Origin of the sequence: Candidatus Mycobacterium wuenschmannii (assembly GCF_030252325.1) — a bacterium.
Classification (GTDB): domain Bacteria; phylum Actinomycetota; class Actinomycetes; order Mycobacteriales; family Mycobacteriaceae; genus Mycobacterium; species Mycobacterium wuenschmannii.
Genome location: NZ_CP126981.1, coordinates 4857257 through 4875077, shown reverse-complemented (window position 1 = coordinate 4875077; position 17821 = coordinate 4857257). Strand labels below are relative to the sequence as shown.

Sequence of the window (17821 nt, the reverse complement as noted above, 5' to 3'; positions counted from 1 at the left end):
CCCTACGGGTCCGGGAAGTTCACGTCCTTGGTGACCGCTTTCCACTCCTCGATCGACGCGGACAGCGCGGTTATTTTGTCGCGCATCGCCTTGAGTACGTCGCGGCCGAGCAGCAACCGAAGCGGAGGCTCGTCCAGCTTGGTCACCATCAGCACCGCTTCGGCGACCTTGCGCGGGTCGCCCGGGAGGTGGTCGGCGAACTGCTTGATCAGATCCTTGCGGGCAGCCACGTCGTGATAATCGTCGATCGGGCGGCCGGACTCCTTCATCGACCGCGTTGCCCAGTCGGTGCGAAAGGCACCCGGCTCGATCGCGGTGACGTTGATACCCAAGGGCCGAACCTCGGTGGCCAACGCCTCGGTCACGGCCTCCAGCGCGAACTTGGTCGAGGAGTAGTAGGCGTTGGGCGGATTGGCCACCAGCCCGGTCATCGACGACATGTTGATGATGTGCCCGGACCCCCTCGCCCGCATCCCCGGCAGCACCGCCTTAATCATGTCGACCGAACCGAAGAAGTTGACGTCGAACAACTTTCGGACTTCGGCATCCTCGCCCTCCTCGACGGCGGACAGATACCCGTGGCCGGCGTTGTTGACCAGCACGTCGATTCCACCGAACGCCTGCTCGGCCGCCGCGATCGCGGCGGCGATCTGTCCGGCGTCGGTCACGTCCAGAGCGACGGCAAGCGCACTGTCGCCGAACTCGTCGACCACATCCTGGACCGCCTCGGCCCGTCGCGCGGTCACCACCACACGGTGGCCGTCCGCGAGCGCGGCCCGGGCGATTTCGCGACCGAAGCCGGTGGAGCATCCGGTGATCAACCAGCGTGTCATCAGGCCGTTCCCTCCGGCAGCCGGCGCAAATACGACCGGCGTCGCTCGGCAAGCTGAGTCGCCCTGTCCTGCGGGCTGATTCGCGGCAGGTGCGGCACCTCGTCGTCGAGCCGATCCAGCATGATGACCCGTCCGTGGGCGCCGAGATCCGGCTGTGGACCGGCGTCGCCGAACTCGGCCATTCTCAGCGTCAGGATGCCTTCCCGCAGGCCGTCGGAGTCAATCCAGTTCGCGACGCCCGGGTCCTCGGGCGAGATCACGTAGGTGTAGCTACCGTCTTCGTTGGCGACCGACTGGGCCTTGTTCAGGCTGCCGGTGCGGTCGACGAGCTCGAGCGTGGTGCCCCAGATGTTGCTCAGCGGAACGGTGAAGTACTCGGCCCCGCCGTCGCTGACGTCGACCACGAACGCCTCGCCGGGGGCGAGCTCGAAGCGGCCCATCACGTACACCTGGTTGCGCATCGCCCCGACCCTGTCCGCCGACCAACCCAGGTCGAAGTGGTTCGGCGGCATCTTGTAGACGCCGTGACTCAGCTTCCCCGTGAAGTTGGCGAAGTACGACATCATCGCCGCGGTCGCGTCGGCCTGTTCGTCGAGCGTGCGGGCCGGCGTACTGGACGCGCCGCCGAGTCGTTGCACCTCAATGTGATTCGGGTCGTCGTGAGCCCAGTCGAGCAGCACGTCGCGAATGTAGAACTCGTGTGCCGCGGCCGTGCTGCGCACATGGTTCGGCCGACCGTCGGCGGGTTCGGAGTCCACCGTGATCGTGTAGCTGCCGTCGGAATCAATCTGCATGGTTCGGCCATTGAGGACGTCGACAGTGCCCATGTTGGCGTCCCAGAGCGTGAAGTAGTTCTCGGTCATGCGGTGCTCGCCGACCCTGCCGTGAATCTCGTAGCGCTCGTCACCAGATATCGGAATGACTCGATACACGCTGTCGGGATTGTCGATCCCCCAACGTGATCCGGGAATGCGGTGGCCGTCGAGCGGGTGGGCCAGCCGGGTGATGCAGCTGACTTTCGGCCGCAGCTTGTCCTGGTTGGACGACCACATCGCGGCCGAGAACATCACCTCGGCGAAGGCGTCGTCGAAGCGATCGCGCATCGCGTCGGACGCTTTGGCTCGACCCAGCCACGTTTCGGCGACGCTCTTGTAGGCCGCCGCGACGACGGGATGCTTGATCAACTCAAGCGCGGCAAGTTCCTGCTCGTGCTGGGCTTCGGTCGCAACCGGATCGACTGTCATACCACTCCTCGCTTACCGATGTATTCATCAAACCTCTTGTTGTACAACGCAAACCGATCATCGACCTGATCTGGACGCAGCCCGTAGGCGTCCAGGGCGTAGGGCGGGCGCGCCGCTTCCCGGGGCCGTTCATCGAGCCAGCGCCGCATGGCGACCTCCGCCTCGGCGGTCAGCTCCAGGCCCGCTGCGGCATAGACCCGGGCCACCTGCCCGATCGGATCCCGGACCGCGTCCTCGAATCCGATGTCGGTGACGCGGCCCGCCTCATCGGGCCAGCCGGCGCGGACGGCCATCGCGCGGTCGTTGGTCCAGCCCATCCGCTGCAGCCATTGCGCGCCGACCCGGTGCGGGTCGACGCGATCGGCGTGCATGGCGTGCAGGGTCGAATTGAGGCTCGCGCCCGACGCGATCGTGGCGCAGGGATCGCGGTGCATGTGCACGAGGTGCAGGTCCGCGAACTGCGCTCGCAGCGCGTCCAGATAGCCGAGGTGGGCCGGCGACTTCAGCACCCAGCGCCGCGCCGCGGCTTCGCCGTCGCAACGCTGCCGCTTCTGCCATTGCAGGAATTGCAGCATCCGGTGCAGGTAGCTGTAAGCGGGGGCGAAATCCTGCGCGTCGAGCCACGATCGGTACCGCGGCAGGTGTGCGCCGGACTCGGGCACGTGCGACAGGAACGCGTCCGCGAGGAACACGATCTCCTCTTCGGCCTCGCGCGCATACATCGGGTGGATGACGAACAGGTCCGGCGCGAGTTCGCGGGACTTCGCCTCGCGCAACTCGCTGACCGCGATGCGCGGATCGGTGCCGCCGAAACGGTAATCGAGGCGCGGAGCGACCTCCACCACCTCCCAGCCGTAGGCACAATGGAACCGCGGATCGGCGGCCAACAGCCGCTGCAGCAACGTGGTGCCGCTGCGCATCATGCCGACGACGACGATCGGCGCCAGGATGCGCTCCTGCAGAATCTCCGGGTGCCGCCGGACCCACTCCTGGGTACGCAGCCGCATGCGCAGGCTGTGCACAATGCCCGAGCGCAGGATGTGCTCCCCGACGGCGTTCAGGTCCGCCGCGGCGTAGTCGTCCAGCAACACGGTCAGGGCGGGCGCGAAATCGCCGGGCCCCCAATCGGTCAGCGACTCCTTGCGCTGCGCGTCCGCCAGCACGGTGGCGATGTCGAAAGTATCGGCCACGCGGTCAGAACTTCAGGTGCTGACTGACGTCGCCCAGCTGGTCGACGAACATGGTGCGGGTGTCGAACCACCAGTCCCCGTCGACGCGGTGAAAGGTGTCCTTGTAATGCCCGGTGACGATCACCTGCAGCGGTAGCGTCGGCGTCGCCTGAGTGACGCTGTAGTACGACGTACTGCGGGCACTGCCGCCATCCTCGTCGATGTCCAGCTGCACATTGCTGGTGTGGTGCTTGGTCTTTGGCGTGCCGTCGTCGTAGATGCGGGTGGCCATCTCGTACATCTGTCGCACTCCGGCGGCGCCGGTGAACACCGTCTCCGGCGGACCGTCCTCGACGCCGCAGATCCTGCCGTGCGTGAACAGACCGGCCACCCCGTCCAGATCGCCGGAGTCCAGGAGTTCGGCGTAGCGGTAGATCAGGTTGGCAATCCGCACTGCGCTGCTGTCCGTCATATCTCTGGCATCGTGACAGACCCCGTCCCCGATCTCGGCCGGTTTGGGTCGAATCGACAGGTACGTTTCCGGTCATGGGTGAACTCGAGAACACCGTCGCGGTCATCACCGGCGCCGCGCGCGGCCAAGGGCGCAGCCACGCCGTCGCGCTGGCGGAACAAGGCGCCGACATCATCGCGGTCGACATCTGCGCCGACGTCGAGGCAATCCCATACCCGTTGGCGCGCCGATCCGACCTCGACAAGACGGCGCAGCTGGTGCGGGACGCCGGTCGCAGAGTGGTGTCCGTCGTCGCCGACGTCCGCGACCTGACTGCACTGGAGGCCGGCGTGCAGGCGGGCATCGACGAGCTCGGCGAGATCGACATCGTCGTCGCCAACGCCGGAGTGGTGGCCATCGGCGACCCGGCAGCGCGCGCCGAACCGGTGTTCGCCGCTGTCGTCGACACCAACCTCACCGGGACGTGGCATACGTTGTTGGCTACCGTGCCGTCGATCATTCGCAAGGGGCGCGGAGGCTCGATCGTGCTGGTCAGCTCGTCGCAAGGGCTGGTGGGCCGCGGCGGCGACGGCAGCGCCGCGATGTTCGCCTACGCCGCGTCCAAGCACGGCGTGGTCGGCATGATGCGGTCGGCCGCGAATGCCTATGCGCCGCACAAGATCCGCGTCAACTCGGTGAATCCCAGCGGTGTCGCGACGCCGATGATCATCAACGACTTCGTGATCAACGGAATGACGGCGAACCCCAACCCGGCGATCTCGTCGACTCTGCTGCCCGACGTACCGCTGGTGGAGGCGCAGGACGTCACCGAGGCGGTGCTCTGGCTGGTCAGCCCGCGGACCCGCTACGTCACGGGCATCGCGGTGCCTGTCGACGCCGGCCACATCGTGATGTAGCCGGGTCAGCCCACCAGCACCGCGTAGCGCGGCTTGATCACCTCGTCGATGAGCGCCAGCCGCTCGTCGAACGGGATGAACGCCGACTTCATCGCGTTGACGGTGAAACGCAGCAGATCACTCCACCCGTAGCCGAAAGCATCGACAAGCAGCGCCATTTCGCGGGTCATCGTCGTGTCGCTCATCAACCGGTTGTCGGTGTTGACGGTGACGCGGAACCGGGTGCGGGCCAGCAGGTCGAACGGGTGCTCGGCGATGCTGTCGACCGCACCGGTCTGCACATTCGAACTCGGGCACATCTCGAGCGGAATCCGCTTGTCCCGCAGGATCGATGCGAGCCGGCCGAGCCGCACCTCGCCGTCATCGGCAACCTCGATGTCGTCGACGATCCGCACACCGTGGCCGAGGCGGTCGGCGCCGCAGAACGCGATGGCCTCCTGAATCGACGGCAGTCCGAACGCCTCACCCGCATGAATCGTGAAGCGCGCATTGTAATTTCGCATGTACTCGAAGGCGTCCAGGTGCCGGGTGGGCGGATACCCGGCCTCGGCGCCGGCGATGTCGAAACCGACCACGCCCTTGTCGCGGAAACGGATCGCCAGCTCGGCGATCTCCCGGGACAGCGCCGCGTGTCGCATCGCGGTGACCAGGCAGCGCACCACGATCGGACGGCCGGCGGCGGCGGCGGCCTTTTCGCCGTCGGCAAAACCGGCGAGCACCGCGTCGACCACGGCGTCGAACGACAGGCCGCGGTTGATGTGCAACTCGGGGGCGAACCGCACCTCGGCGTAGACCACGGCGTCCGCCGACAGGTCTTCGACGCATTCGAAGGCCACGCGGTGCAACGACTCGGGGGTCTGCATCACCGCGACCGTGTGCGAGAACGGCTCGAGGTAGCGCTCCAGCGATCCGCTGTGCGAGGCCGTGCGGAACCACTCCGCGAGGGTGTCGACGTCGGTGGCAGGCAGGCCGTCGTACCCGATCTGGCCGGCGATGTCGAGGACGGTCGAGGGCCGCAGGCCGCCGTCGAGGTGGTCGTGCAGCAGCGCCTTCGGCGCCCGCGTGATCGTCTCGAGGCTCGGCGGCGTCGTCATGGCGTGATCCGATCGATGATCAGCGGCCGTCCGGCCGGCGGCGTGTCGGTGATCGCGTAGCCCGCGCTCAGTTCGGCCAGCGCGGCCGGCAGGCGTTCCGGGGTGTCGGTGTAGAGGGTGAACAAGGCGTCGCCGGCCGATACCGGGCTGCCCGAGCGGCGGTGGATCTGTATCCCGGCGCCGGCCTGAACCTGTTCACCCGGGCGGGATCTACCCGCGCCGAGCCGCCACACCGCGAGCCCCACTGCCATTGCGTCGATGTCTCCCATTGTGCCGTTGCGATTGGTGGTGACGGTTTCGGAGTGCTGACCGACCGGCAACGGGACGGACAAGTCGCCGCCTTGGGCGGCGATCAACGCGCGGAACCGGTCCATCGCGGTCCCGTCACGCAGCGTCTGCTCGGGATCGCGCCGGTCGATGCCGGCCAGTTCGAGCATCTCGCGGGCCAGGCCGATGGTCAGGCCCACCACGTCCGGCGGGCCGCCGCCGGACAGCACCTCCAGCGCTTCGGCGACTTCGAGCGCGTTGCCGACGGCCGCGCCCAGTGGCCGGTTCATGTCGGTCAGCACCGCGCTGGTCGGCAGGCCGTGCTCGGCGCCCAGCGCGACCATGGTTTCGGCTAGCTCGCGGCAGCGCGCTTCCGAGCTCATCAGTGCGCCCGAGCCGACCTTGACGTCGAGCACCAGGGCGCCGGTGCCCTCGGCGATCTTCTTACTCATCACCGAGCTCGCGATCAGCGGCAGCGATTCGACCGTGGCCGTGATGTCGCGCAGCGCATACAGTTTCGCGTCCGCAGGAGCCAACTGCCCGGCCGCGAAGATGGCCGCGCCGACGTCGCAAAGCTGTTGACGGACTTGCGCATTGGTGATCGACCCGGTGAATCCGGCGATCGACTCCAGCTTGTCCAGCGTCCCGCCGGTGTGGCCGAGCCCGCGCCCGGACGCCTGCGGCACCACCCCGCCGCACGCGGCGATCACCGACACCAGCGGCAGCGTGATCTTGTCGCCCACTCCGCCGGTCGAGTGCTTGTCGACGGTCTGCACGGGACGTCCGTCGCGGCGTAGGTCGCTGAAATCCAGTTGCGCACCGGAGTTCACCATCGCGGACGTCCAGCGCGCGATCTCGGCGTAGTCCATGCCGCGCAGAAAGATCGCCATCAGCAAAGCCGACATCTGCTCGTCGGCGACCTGCCCACGGGTGTAGGCGTCGATGATCCAGTCGATCGCGTCGTCGGTCAGCCGGCCGCCGTCGCGTTTGGTGCGGATCACCGTCGGCGCGTCGTGACTCACCCGCGGCTCCGGTAGTTCGCCAGATCCTGCGGGCCGAAGGCGTACGGCAACAGATCGCCGAGTCGCCGAGGGCCGTCGGGGTGGCCGATCAGCAGGTCAGGTCCGCCGTGCTCGAGCAGCACCTGACGGCATCGGCCGCACGGCATCAGCGCGGCCCCCCCGCCATCGACGCATGCGACTGCGATGAGCCGGCCGCCTCCGCTGGCATGCAGCGCGCAAACCACAGCGCACTCCGCGCAGAGACCTAGGCCATATGAGACATTCTCCACATTGCAGCCCGTGACCAGGCGGCCGTCGTCGACCAGCGCGGCCGCGCCCACCGGGAAACCCGAGTAGGGCGCGTAGGCCCCCCGTGCCACCTGAATCGCACTGTCGCGCAGCAACTTCCAGTCAATCGCGTCAGCCACGGCCGCGACCCTCCGCGCCATTGCACTGCATCCGGCAAACCCCGTCCACTGTTGGCTAATTCACATGGCCAGCCTAGATTCTGCGCGGCCAAAAGCGCGGGGGGACACGAAGCGCTTCATTCGGCCGCAAGAATGGGCAGTCGGCCGTGAAAGTTGGGGCTACATTGAATTGCCCGCCACTACAGGGGAGACGCTGATGACGACGACGTCCGCGAATCCGGCTACACCGGAAGAGTCATCGCGGCTACGGCGTCTGCGTCGCACCCTCTATCGCGGTGATCCAGGAATGTGGTCGTGGGTGCTGCACCGGATCACCGGCGCCACCGTCTTCTTCTTTCTCTTCATCCATGTGCTCGACACCGCGTTGGTACGCATCAGCCCGCAGGCCTACGACGAAGTCATCTCGACTTACAAGACCCCACTGGTCGGATTGATGGAACTCGGACTTGTCGCCGCGGTCCTGTTCCACGCGCTCAACGGCATCCGCGTCATCCTGATCGACTTCTGGGGTCAGGGCCCGCGCTATCAGCGACAGATGCTCTGGGCGATCGCCGTCGTCTGGATCCTGGTGGTGGTGCCCGCCGCGGTCGTCGTCGGCATCCACATGACGGAGCACTTCCGATGACCTCACCTGATCTTCAACTCGGCCGGGGTGACGCAGCGCCGATCCGTCAGCGCAGCCACGACCGCCCGGCCAGCCTGGACAACCCACGATCCCCGCGGCGTCGCGGTGGCATGCCGAACTTCGAGAAGTACGCGTGGTTGTTCATGCGGTTCTCCGGCATCGTGCTGGTGTTCCTGGCGCTCGGGCACCTGTTCGTGATGCTGATGTGGGAGGACGGCGTCTACCGCATCGACTTCAATTACGTTGCGCAGCGCTGGCATTCGCCATTCTGGCAGACGTGGGATCTGCTGCTGCTCTGGCTGGCTCAGCTGCACGGCGGCAATGGGTTACGCACCATCATCGACGACTACAGCCGCAAGGACTCCACCCGTTTTTGGTTGAACAGCCTGCTCGTGCTGTCGATGGCCTTCACGTTGGTGCTCGGGACCTACGTGCTGCTGACGTTCGACCCGAACATTTCCTCCTGAGATAGATCGAGAGCGGCGACATGATCAGCGAACACCGATACGACGTGGTGATCGTCGGGGCCGGCGGCGCCGGGATGCGCGCCGCCGTCGAGGCCGGACCACGGGTCCGCACAGCGGTTTTGACGAAGCTCTACCCCACCCGCAGCCACACCGGCGCGGCCCAGGGCGGCATGTGCGCGGCGCTGGCCAACGTCGAGGACGACAACTGGGAGTGGCACACCTTCGACACCGTCAAGGGCGGCGACTACCTCGCCGACCAGGACGCGGTCGAGGTGATGTGCAAGGAAGCCATTGACGCGGTGCTCGACCTGGAGAAGATGGGGATGCCGTTCAACCGCACCCCCGAGGGTCGCATCGATCAGCGTCGTTTCGGCGGGCACACCCGCGACCACGGCAAGGCGCCGGTGCGCCGATCCTGTTATGCCGCAGACCGAACCGGCCACATGATCCTGCAGACGCTGTACCAGAACTGCGTCAAGCACGACGTCGAGTTCTTCAACGAGTTCTACGCGCTCGACCTGGTGCTCACCGACACCAAGAACGGCCCGGTGGCCACCGGAGTCGTCGCTTACGAATTGGCAACCGGGAATATCCATGTATTCCACGCCAAGGCCGTCGTGCTCGCCACCGGCGGATCGGGCCGGATGTACAAGACCACCTCCAACGCGCACACGCTGACCGGCGACGGCATCGGCATTGTGTTCCGCAAGGGACTTCCGTTGGAGGACATGGAGTTTCATCAGTTCCACCCGACCGGCCTGGCCGGCCTGGGCATCCTGATCTCCGAGGCCGTGCGAGGCGAGGGCGGCCGGTTGCTCAACGGCGAAGGCGAGCGCTTCATGGAACGCTATGCGCCGACGATCGTCGACCTGGCACCGCGCGACATCGTCGCCCGTTCGATGGTCCGCGAGGTCCTGGAAGGCCGCGGCGCCGGTCCACACAAGGACTACGTCTACATAGATGTCCGCCATCTCGGCGAGGAGGTGCTCAACGCCAAGCTGCCCGACATCACCGAGTTCGCCCGCACCTACCTCGGCGTCGACCCGGTCAAGGAGCTCGTCCCGGTGTACCCCACCTGCCACTACGTGATGGGCGGCATTCCGACCACGATCACCGGACAGGTGTTGCGGGACAACACCAATGCGGTGCCCGGCCTGTACGCCGCCGGCGAGTGTGCGTGTGTGTCGGTGCACGGCGCCAACCGGCTCGGCACCAATTCGCTGTTGGACATCAACGTATTCGGCCGTCGCGCCGGAATCGCCGCGGCCGCCTACGCCAAGGGCCACGACTTCGTCGAGATGCCACCGGACCCGGCGACCATGGTGGTCGGCTGGGTCGGTGACATCCTGTCCGAGCACGGCAACGAGCGGGTCGCCGACATCCGTGGCGCGCTGCAGCAGACGATGGACAACAACGCCGCGGTGTTCCGCACCGAGGAGACGCTGAAGCAAGCGCTGACCGACATTCACACGCTCAAGGAGCGCTACTCGCGAATCTCGGTGCACGACAAGGGGAAGCGGTTCAACAGTGACCTGCTGGAGGCCATCGAACTCGGTTTCCTGCTGGAGCTCGCCGAGGTCACCGTCGTCGGTGCGTTGAACCGCAAGGAATCCCGCGGCGGTCACGCCCGCGAGGACTACCCCAACCGCGACGACGTCAACTTCATGCGCCACACCATGGCCTACAAGGAAATCGGGTCCGACAAGCAGCGCCCCGACCTGCTCAGCGACATCCGGCTGGACTTCAAACCGGTGGTGCAGACCCGATACGAACCCAAGGAGCGTAAGTACTGATGGATTCGGAGTACTGATGACCGACCTCCAGGAAGCGCCCGCCGGCGATCCGCCGCTCCCGGCCGTCCCCGAGGGTGCGGTCATGGTTACGCTCAAGATCGCCCGGTACAACCCGGAAAATCCGGAGCAGTACGCCGATTCGGGTGGCTGGCAGAGCTTCCGGGTGCCGTGCCTGCCCACCGACCGCGTGCTCAACCTGCTGATCTACGTGAAGAGCTACCTGGACGGCTCGCTGACATTCCGCCGGTCCTGCGCGCACGGTGTGTGCGGCTCCGACGCGGTGCGGATCAACGGCCACAACCGCCTGGCCTGCAAGATGCTGATGCGCGATCTGCTGCCCAAGAAGCCCAGGAAGGACTTCACCATCACGATCGAGCCGATCCGCGGGCTGCCCGTCGAGAAGGACCTGATCGTCGACATGGAGCCGTTTTTCGACGCCTACCGCGCGATCAAGCCGTATCTGATGACGAGTGGCAATCCCCCGACGCGGGAACGGATTCAGAGCCAGACCGACCGCGCCCGCTACGACGACACCACGAAGTGCATCCTGTGCGCGGCGTGCACGACGAGTTGCCCGGTGTTCTGGAACGAGGGCAGCTACTTCGGGCCGGCCGCGATCGTCAACGCGCACCGGTTCATCTTCGACAGCCGCGACGAGGGCGCCGCCGAGCGACTCGACATCCTCAACGAGGTCGACGGGGTATGGCGCTGCCGCACGACGTTCAACTGCACCGACGCCTGCCCGCGCGGCATCGAGGTGACCAAGGCGATCCAAGAGGTCAAGCGCGCGCTGATGTTCGCTCGCTGACGGCTGACGAGTGCGCGGCTGGCTTCACATTCGACGCGGCACCGCCGTCAGGCACGCACTCATCACTGATTCATAGCTTCCCTATCGAATTGCCATAGCTGCGGCCCATACCGTTGTCGGCATCTGTGACAACGAGGTCGATAAAGGAGAGCAATATATGCGCGGCGCAAGGGTTTTCACCAAGTACACGTGGTTCACGATTCCTGCGACGACGGCATGGCTGCTGTGCGGCGCCACCGCTCAGGCGTTCGCATCGCCTCCCCTGGACGATCCCATCACCGGTCCGGGAGACCCGCGATGCGTGGCGAACCCCGCCATCTCGATCCTGTGCGCGAGCGACCATCGCATTCCCCCGGATAATTCGCCGCAGGTCATCCATCCCACCGGTCCCCAAGACCCGGCATGCATCGGCACCGGTAACGCGGTATGCGTTGGTGGACCATACGATTCGTCACGCCAGCAGCCGATGCCACAGCCGGTGACCGGAGGGGGTCCGGCGCCCGGCGATCCTGGACACCACACGCCACCACCCGCCGACGGCGGTCACCCCGGCGGCGGCACCCCGCCCGCTGACGGCGGCCATCCCGGTGGTGGTGGCGCTTCAGCGGGCGGCGGAGGCATGTCCGGCGGCGACGGCGGCCACGCCGGCGGCGGCGCATCAGCAGGTGGCGGTGCCTCGGCAGGCGGCGGCATGTCGGGTGGCGGCGCCTCGGCAGGCGGCGGCATGTCGGGCGGCGGCGGCGGCGGGATCTCCAGCGGCGGGGGCAGCACGTCCTCCGGCGGCGCTGGAGGCAGCCACAAGTAGCCCGCGCCGTCGACGCGGCAGCCTGTCACACAGTGGCGGGCTGCCTCGTCTGATCTGTATGACACAGAAAACGCGAATCGAACCCCTGCCACCCAACCGCGCGAACTGGCTGGTCCGCGCAATGTACCGGTACACCAAGCGGCGCTTCGGCGAAGTGCCCGAGCCGTTCGCCGTCGAGGCACACCATCCCCGGCTGATGGTCGCCAACGCCGTCCACGAGGCGATGCTGCAGTCGGCGTCGCGGCGGCTGCCCGCCAACGTCCGCGAACTGGCGGTGTTCTGGACCGCGCGCTCCATCGGCTGCTCGTGGTGCGTCGACTTCGGGTCGATGCTGCAGCGCCTCGACGGGCTGGACATCGACCGTCTCAAAGAGATCGACAACTACGCCACCTCAGCGCTTTTCACCGACGACGAGCGCGCCGCGATCGCCTACGCCGACGCGATGACGGCCGACCCACACACCGTCACCGACGAGCAGGTAGCCGACCTGCGCGCCCGCTTCGGCGACGACGGGGTGATCGAGCTGACCTACCAGGTCGGTATCGAAAACATGCGTGCCCGAATGAATTCCGCGCTCGGCATCACCGAGCAGGGCTTCAACTCCGGCGACTCCTGCCGGGTGCCTTGGACGACTGCGCCTGATCCTTCAGAGGCGAACCACTGAACTTCTCGGGGTTGGCGATATCCCAGAGGGCGATGACCTTGCCGTCGCGCACGGTCATCGCGGTGATGCGCGGCATCATCGGCTGATGCCCGTCGTCGCCCGGCGACCCTGATGTGTACGCGCCGAGTTCGCCGTTGATCAGCGCCAGCTGGCTCGCCGTCATGAACGAAGGCCCGTACCGCTGAGCGAGACCGAACAGGAACCGCGCGACCTTGTCCGGGCCGTGGATGACGCGGGCCGCCGTCGGTGCCGCGCGGTTGGAGTCGCCGGTGAATGTGACGCCCGGGTGCAGCAGCGCGACGGTGGCGGCCATGTCGCCGGACATGATTGCGGCCATCAGCTTGCCGACGACCTCGTCGTGGGCCGGGTCGGGCGTCGGCGGCGGTTCGGCGCTCACCGCCCGGCGCGCGCGCGACGCCAACTGACGGGCCGCGGCCGCGGTGGTACCCAGCACCTCGGCCACGTCGGCGAACGGCACGGCGAACCCGTCGTGCAACACGAACGCGACCCGCTGATCTGGCGACAGCCGCTCCAGCACGACCATCGCCGCGAAACGCGCATCCTCGTGGGAGACGACCACCGAAAGCGGGTCGCTGCCGTCGAAACCGGTCACGACCGGCTCCGGTAACCATTGGCCCACATAGCTTTCCCGGCGCCGAGGCGCCGACCGCAGCCAATCCAGCCCTAGCCGGCTGACGATCGTCGTCAACCACGCCCGCAGATCCCGGATGTCGTCGTCGCGCCCCGCCCAGCGCAGCCACGCGTCCTGCACGATGTCTTCGGCGTCGGCCACCGAGCCGGTCAGCCGATAGGCGACCGACAGCAGATGCGGCCGCAACGCCTCGAATTCGGTGACCTGCTGCGCGGAGGTCATCTGACGAGCCTAACCCCCAATCCGTGGCACCTGGCGCCGCTATGGTGGACGAATGCACGTCTTGTCGGTCAACGTGGCGCGGCCGCGCACCAACCCCGATCCTCGGGCCCAGTCGCCGCTGACCGGGATCGACAAAAAGCCGGTCGAGGACGCCGTTGCGGTTCGCGCGCCGGGACATTCACAGAGCGACGCCAGCGGGCTGATCGGCGACACCATCGGCAACCCGAAGCTGCACGGCGGACCCGACCAGGCGGTCTACGCCTACGCCCGCGAGGATCTCGACACCTGGCAGGACCAGCTCGGGGTCCGACTCGACAACGGCATGTTCGGCGAGAATCTCACCACCGTCGGTGTCGACCTCACCCAGACCCGCATCGGCGAACGATGGCGGATCGGGTCCGGCACATTGCTATTGGAAGTCACCGCGCCCCGCACGCCGTGCCGGACGTTCGCCTCGTTTCTGGACCGCCCGAGGTGGATCAAGACCTTCACCGACGCCGGCGTGCCCGGCGCCTACTTCCGCGTCCTGAACCCCGGCGAGGTCCGCGCGGGTGACGCCATCACGATCGAATACCGCCCCGAGCACGACGTGACGATCGGACTGGTCTTCACCGCCCGGATGAAAGACCCCAGCCTGGCGCCCGAACTCCTGAAGGCCGACGCGCTGTCTGCGGAGCTGAAAAGCTTTGCGCGGCAACGTGCCACATGAGCGATCACCTCTGGCTGCATTTCGCCAAGCACGGGCCTGGCATCACACCTCCGGTCATCGTCCGCGGCGAGGGCGTGACGATCTTCGACGACGCCGGCAAGAGTTACCTCGACGGGCTGTCCGGGCTCTTCGTGGTGCAGGTCGGGCACGGCCGGGCCGAGCTGGCCGAGGCGGCCGCGCGGCAGGCAGGCACGCTGGCCTATTTTCCGCTGTGGGGATACGCCACCCCGCCCGCGATCGAACTGGCCGACCGGATCGCGGGCTACGCCCCGGGCGACCTGAACCGGGTCTTTTTCACCAGCGGCGGCGGCGAAGCGGTCGAGTCAGCCTGGAAGCTGGCCAAGCAGTACTTCAAGCTGACCGGCAAACCCGGCAAGTACAAAGTCATTTCGCGCGCGGTGGCCTACCACGGCACCCCGCAGGGCGCACTGGCGATCACCGGCCTGCCGGCCTACAAGACGCCGTTCGAACCGCTGACGCCCGGCGGCTTTCGCGTACCCAACACCAATTTCTACCGCGCGTCGGACCTATTGCGTTCGGATGCAAAGGAATTCGGACGATGGGCCGCGGACCGCATCGCCGAGGCGATCGAGTTCGAGGGGCCCGACACCGTCGCCGCGGTGTTCCTCGAACCGGTGCAAAACGCGGGCGGCTCGATCCCGCCGCCGCCCGGCTACTTCGACCGGGTCCGGGAGATCTGCGACCACTACGACGTCCTGCTGGTCTCCGATGAGGTGATCTGCGCCTGGGGTCGCATCGGATCGATGTTCGCCTGCAACGACTTCGGCTATCAGCCCGACATGATCACCTGCGCCAAGGGGCTGACGTCGGGCTACTCACCGATCGGCGCGATGGTCGCCAGCGACCGGCTGTTCGAACCCTTCGACGACGGCGCGACGGTGTTTCCGCACGGCTACACCTTCGGCGGCCATCCGGTGTCGGCGGCGGTCGCGCTGGCCAACCTCGACATCTTCGAACGCGAAGGCATCAACGCCCACGTCACGCGGCAGGCACCGGCCCTGCGGGCCACCCTCGAGCGGCTCTACGACCTGCCGATCGTCGGCGACGTGCGCGGCGAGGGCTACTTCTACTCGATCGAGTTGGTCAAGGACCAGGCGACGCGGGAGACCTTCACCCGCGCCGAGGCCGCAAAGCTGTTGCCGCACATCGCATCGTCGTTGTTCGCGGCTGGGCTGTACTGCCGCACCGACGATCGCGGCGACCCGGTGGTCGTCATCGCTCCCCCGCTGATCAGCGGGCAAACCGAGTTCGACACCATCGAGAGCATCCTGCGCCGGGTGCTGAAGGACGCGCCATGAGTAAACCGCGCCAGCGACGATGCAGAGCGAAGCGATGAGGAGGAGTGGCGCCATCAAGCCCAGTATCGATCCGATCCGCTGGCAGCCGCCGGGGTCACGCCCGCTGCCCGAGCCGAGCTTCACTGCGGCGCTGCACATTGTCGACATCCCCGGCACCGCCGCCGAGGACGTCGTGGCCGACGCCGACGGCAACATCTTCACCGGCGTCGAGGACGGCCGCATCGTGCGGGTCAGCCCCGACGGCGGCTCCGTGGACGTAATCGCCGACACCGGCGGTCGCCCGCTGGGGTTGGCGGTCGCCCACGACGGCCGACTGCTGATCTGCGACAGCCACCGCGGTCTGCTGCGCTACGACCCGACCGGCGACGCCATCGAGACCCTGGTCAGCGAAATCGACGGCCGGCCGCTCACTTTCTGCTCGAACGTCGTTGAATCATCAGACGGCACAATCTTTTTCACCGAGTCGACCAGCCGCTTCTACTATGAGCACTACAAGGGCTCAGTCATCGAGGGCCGCCCGACCGGCGCGCTGTTCCGCCGCGACACCGACGGCACCGTCACCCGACTGGTCGACGACCTGTACTTCGCCAACGGCGTCACGCTGACCGCCGACGAATCCGCGGTGGTGTACGCCGAGAGCGCCGGCTGTCGGGTGTCGAAGTACTGGCTGACCGGTGAGCGGGCCGGCACCGTCACCGCGCTGGTCACCGAATTGCCGGGCTTCCCCGACAACATCTCCACCGGCCTGGACGGCCGGATCTGGGTGGCGTTGGTCTCCGACCGCAACGCGTTCAACGAATGGCTGGGCCCGCGGGCGCCGATCATCCGCAGCATCATGTGGAAGCTGCTGCCCTACAGCTGGCTGCCCAACCCGAAGGCCACGGTGTGGGTGGCGGGGTTCGACCCCGACGACGGGCGCGTGGTGGCCCAGGCGCACACGCAGCATCCCGACTTCGGGTTGGTCACCGGACTGGTGGAAGTGCCCGGTCGGTTGTGGCTCGGTCGCATCGCCGGGCCCGGCATCGCCTACCTCGATCTGCCACATCCGTAACACCAGTCACAGCGCGGCTCCCCGGAATCGGGCGGCCGATCGCCTACTCTGCACACATCATGGCGATCTTCAGGACTGCGTCGTGCCTGGCAGCAGCGGGTTTCATGCTCGGCTCCCCGGCTCTGCTCGGCATGCCCGTGGCGTTCGCGGAGCCCAACCCCGGGCCCGGAGTCGTCCACGACCTCTGCCCCTACAAGGTGGCGACCCCGGCGGCTGTCGACTCATCGGAGGTCCCGCAGGCCGGCGAGCCGCCGTTGCCGCTCCCGGTGCCGACGAAGCCGATCGGCGGTAACGAACTCAGCGGCTGCGGCGTCGTCACAGCGGCCGGCACGCCGCCGGTGCCCGGCGACATCTCCGCCGAAGCCTGGGTGGTGGCCGACCTCGACACCGGCGCGATCGTCGCCGCCCGTGACCCGCACGGGCGACACCGCCCGGCCAGCGTGATCAAGGTGCTGGTCGCGACAGCGGCACTGCGCGAACTCAACCTCAACAAGATTGTCGACGGCACGCCCGAGGACGCCTCCGCGGAGGGCACCAAGGTCGGCGTTGCCCCGGGCGGCATCTACACCGTGAACCAGTTGCTGCACGGGCTGCTGATGCACTCCGGCAACGACGCGGCGCACTCGCTGGCCATGCAACTGGGCGGGATGCCGGCGGCGCTGGACAAGATCAACGCACTCGCCGCCAAACTCGGCGGCAAGGACACCCGCGCCGCCACACCGTCGGGCCTGGACGGCCCCGGCATGAGCACGTCGGCGTACGACATCGGACTGTTCTACCGATATGCCTGGGAGAACTCGACTTTCGCCGACATCGTGCACACCGAGAAGTTCGACTTCCCCGGCCACGGCGACAGCCCCGGCTACGAGCTCGAGAACGACAACCAGTTGCTCTACCACTACCCGGGCGCGCTCGGCGGCAAGACCGGATACACCGACGACGCCGGACAGACATTCGTCGGCGCCGCCAACCGGGACGGCCGCCGGCTGATGGCAGTGCTGCTGCACGGCACCCGTCAGCCGATCGCGCCGTGGCAGCAGGCCGCCCATCTGCTGGACTACGGCTTCGCCACCGCGCCGGGCACCCGGGTCGGCACGCTGATCGAACCCGACCCGTCGCTGGTGGCCCCGAAGGCCGCCGCTGCCGGTGACTCCGGGCCCGCGACAAATGCGGCCGCGCTAATACCGAGCGTCGACGCATTGCCGGTTAGGGTCGGTGTCGCGGTGATCGGTACGGTCATCGTGTTTGGCTTGATCATGGTGGCGCGCTCGATGAACCGACGGCCGCAGCACTAAGCAGCGG

18 protein-coding genes and 1 pseudogene are annotated in these 17821 nt (G+C 67.3%); 11 read left to right on the top strand and 8 right to left on the bottom strand.

The window, feature by feature from the left end; all coding sequences use genetic code 11:
• Positions 1 to 2: 2 nt before the first annotated feature.
• Genes PT015_RS23520 through PT015_RS23505 form a run of 4 tightly spaced genes read right to left on the bottom strand, consistent with a single transcriptional unit; the run spans position 3 to position 3718 of the window.
• Entirely contained in the window at positions 3 to 833 is an 831-nt protein-coding gene (locus PT015_RS23520) for an oxidoreductase (protein WP_285187651.1), read from the bottom strand.
• Positions 833 to 2077, bottom strand: coding sequence for a DUF1214 domain-containing protein (locus PT015_RS23515; protein WP_285187650.1), 1245 nt, complete (start codon positions 2075 to 2077; stop codon positions 833 to 835). The genes PT015_RS23520 and PT015_RS23515 overlap by 1 nt, the downstream gene beginning before the upstream one ends.
• Entirely contained in the window at positions 2074 to 3267 is a 1194-nt protein-coding gene (locus tag PT015_RS23510) for a sulfotransferase family protein (protein ID WP_285187648.1), read from the bottom strand. Before PT015_RS23510 ends, PT015_RS23515 begins: the two co-directional genes overlap by 4 nt.
• A gap of 4 nt (positions 3268 to 3271) precedes the next feature.
• Positions 3272 to 3718: a nuclear transport factor 2 family protein gene (locus tag PT015_RS23505; RefSeq protein WP_285187647.1), complete on the bottom strand. Its 447-nt coding sequence runs from the start codon at positions 3716 to 3718 to the stop codon at positions 3272 to 3274.
• A 74-nt stretch (positions 3719 to 3792) separates the two neighbouring features.
• Between PT015_RS23505 and PT015_RS23500 the strand changes: the two genes are divergently transcribed.
• Positions 3793 to 4614, top strand: coding sequence for a mycofactocin-coupled SDR family oxidoreductase (locus tag PT015_RS23500; protein ID WP_285187646.1), 822 nt, complete (start codon positions 3793 to 3795; stop codon positions 4612 to 4614).
• Positions 4615 to 4619: 5 nt separating this feature from the next.
• Here the strand turns inward: PT015_RS23500 and PT015_RS23495 are convergent, their stop codons facing one another.
• Genes PT015_RS23495 through PT015_RS23485 form a run of 3 tightly spaced genes read right to left on the bottom strand, consistent with a single transcriptional unit; the run spans position 4620 to position 7404 of the window.
• Entirely contained in the window at positions 4620 to 5708 is a 1089-nt protein-coding gene (locus PT015_RS23495) for an adenosine deaminase (RefSeq protein ID WP_285187645.1), read from the bottom strand.
• Positions 5705 to 6997: a thymidine phosphorylase gene (locus tag PT015_RS23490; protein WP_285187643.1), complete on the bottom strand. Its 1293-nt coding sequence runs from the start codon at positions 6995 to 6997 to the stop codon at positions 5705 to 5707. The genes PT015_RS23495 and PT015_RS23490 overlap by 4 nt, the downstream gene beginning before the upstream one ends.
• Positions 6994 to 7404: a cytidine deaminase gene (locus PT015_RS23485; RefSeq protein ID WP_285187641.1), complete on the bottom strand. Its 411-nt coding sequence runs from the start codon at positions 7402 to 7404 to the stop codon at positions 6994 to 6996. The genes PT015_RS23490 and PT015_RS23485 overlap by 4 nt, the downstream gene beginning before the upstream one ends.
• Positions 7405 to 7690: 286 nt before the next feature.
• Between PT015_RS23485 and sdhC the strand changes: the two genes are divergently transcribed.
• From sdhC to PT015_RS23455, 6 genes and pseudogenes are all read left to right on the top strand, one after another.
• Positions 7691 to 8029: a succinate dehydrogenase, cytochrome b556 subunit gene (gene sdhC, locus PT015_RS23480; RefSeq protein WP_285191250.1), complete on the top strand. Its 339-nt coding sequence runs from the start codon at positions 7691 to 7693 to the stop codon at positions 8027 to 8029.
• Complete coding sequence (locus PT015_RS23475) at positions 8026 to 8496, top strand: succinate dehydrogenase hydrophobic membrane anchor subunit (RefSeq protein ID WP_285187639.1); 471 nt, start codon at positions 8026 to 8028, stop codon at positions 8494 to 8496. The genes sdhC and PT015_RS23475 overlap by 4 nt, the downstream gene beginning before the upstream one ends.
• Positions 8497 to 8516: 20 nt before the next feature.
• Positions 8517 to 10289 carry a succinate dehydrogenase flavoprotein subunit gene (gene sdhA, locus PT015_RS23470; protein ID WP_285187637.1) on the top strand — a complete coding sequence of 591 codons (1773 nt, stop codon included), beginning with the start codon at positions 8517 to 8519 and terminating at the stop codon, positions 10287 to 10289.
• Between the two features lie 16 nt (positions 10290 to 10305).
• Positions 10306 to 11097: a succinate dehydrogenase iron-sulfur subunit gene (locus PT015_RS23465; protein ID WP_285187634.1), complete on the top strand. Its 792-nt coding sequence runs from the start codon at positions 10306 to 10308 to the stop codon at positions 11095 to 11097.
• A gap of 157 nt (positions 11098 to 11254) precedes the next feature.
• A complete protein-coding gene (locus tag PT015_RS23460) occupies positions 11255 to 11902 on the top strand; it encodes a hypothetical protein (RefSeq protein WP_285187632.1) in 648 nt (215 codons plus the stop codon).
• A 25-nt stretch (positions 11903 to 11927) separates the two neighbouring features.
• Positions 11928 to 12566: pseudogene (locus PT015_RS23455) on the top strand (carboxymuconolactone decarboxylase family protein); the annotation flags it as partial.
• Here the strand turns inward: PT015_RS23455 and PT015_RS23450 are convergent.
• The gene (locus tag PT015_RS23450) at positions 12499 to 13440 is read right to left on the bottom strand and encodes a sigma-70 family RNA polymerase sigma factor (protein WP_285187630.1); all 942 of its coding nucleotides are present in this window, start codon (positions 13438 to 13440) and stop codon (positions 12499 to 12501) included. The pseudogene PT015_RS23455 and the gene PT015_RS23450 overlap by 68 nt on opposite strands.
• A 52-nt stretch (positions 13441 to 13492) precedes the next feature.
• On the opposite strand from PT015_RS23450, the gene PT015_RS23445 reads away from it, so the two are divergent.
• From PT015_RS23445 to PT015_RS23430, 4 genes are read left to right on the top strand one after another with little or no spacing between them, the layout of a single operon-like run.
• Positions 13493 to 14149: an MOSC domain-containing protein gene (locus tag PT015_RS23445; protein WP_285187628.1), complete on the top strand. Its 657-nt coding sequence runs from the start codon at positions 13493 to 13495 to the stop codon at positions 14147 to 14149.
• Entirely contained in the window at positions 14146 to 15468 is a 1323-nt protein-coding gene (locus PT015_RS23440; RefSeq protein ID WP_285187626.1) for an aspartate aminotransferase family protein, read from the top strand. The genes PT015_RS23445 and PT015_RS23440 overlap by 4 nt, the downstream gene beginning before the upstream one ends.
• Before the next feature lie 34 nt (positions 15469 to 15502).
• Positions 15503 to 16519, top strand: coding sequence for an SMP-30/gluconolactonase/LRE family protein (locus PT015_RS23435; RefSeq protein WP_285187624.1), 1017 nt, complete (start codon positions 15503 to 15505; stop codon positions 16517 to 16519).
• 59 nt (positions 16520 to 16578) lie between these two features.
• Entirely contained in the window at positions 16579 to 17814 is a 1236-nt protein-coding gene (locus PT015_RS23430) for a D-alanyl-D-alanine carboxypeptidase family protein (protein WP_285187622.1), read from the top strand.
• Positions 17815 to 17821 lie beyond the last annotated feature (7 nt).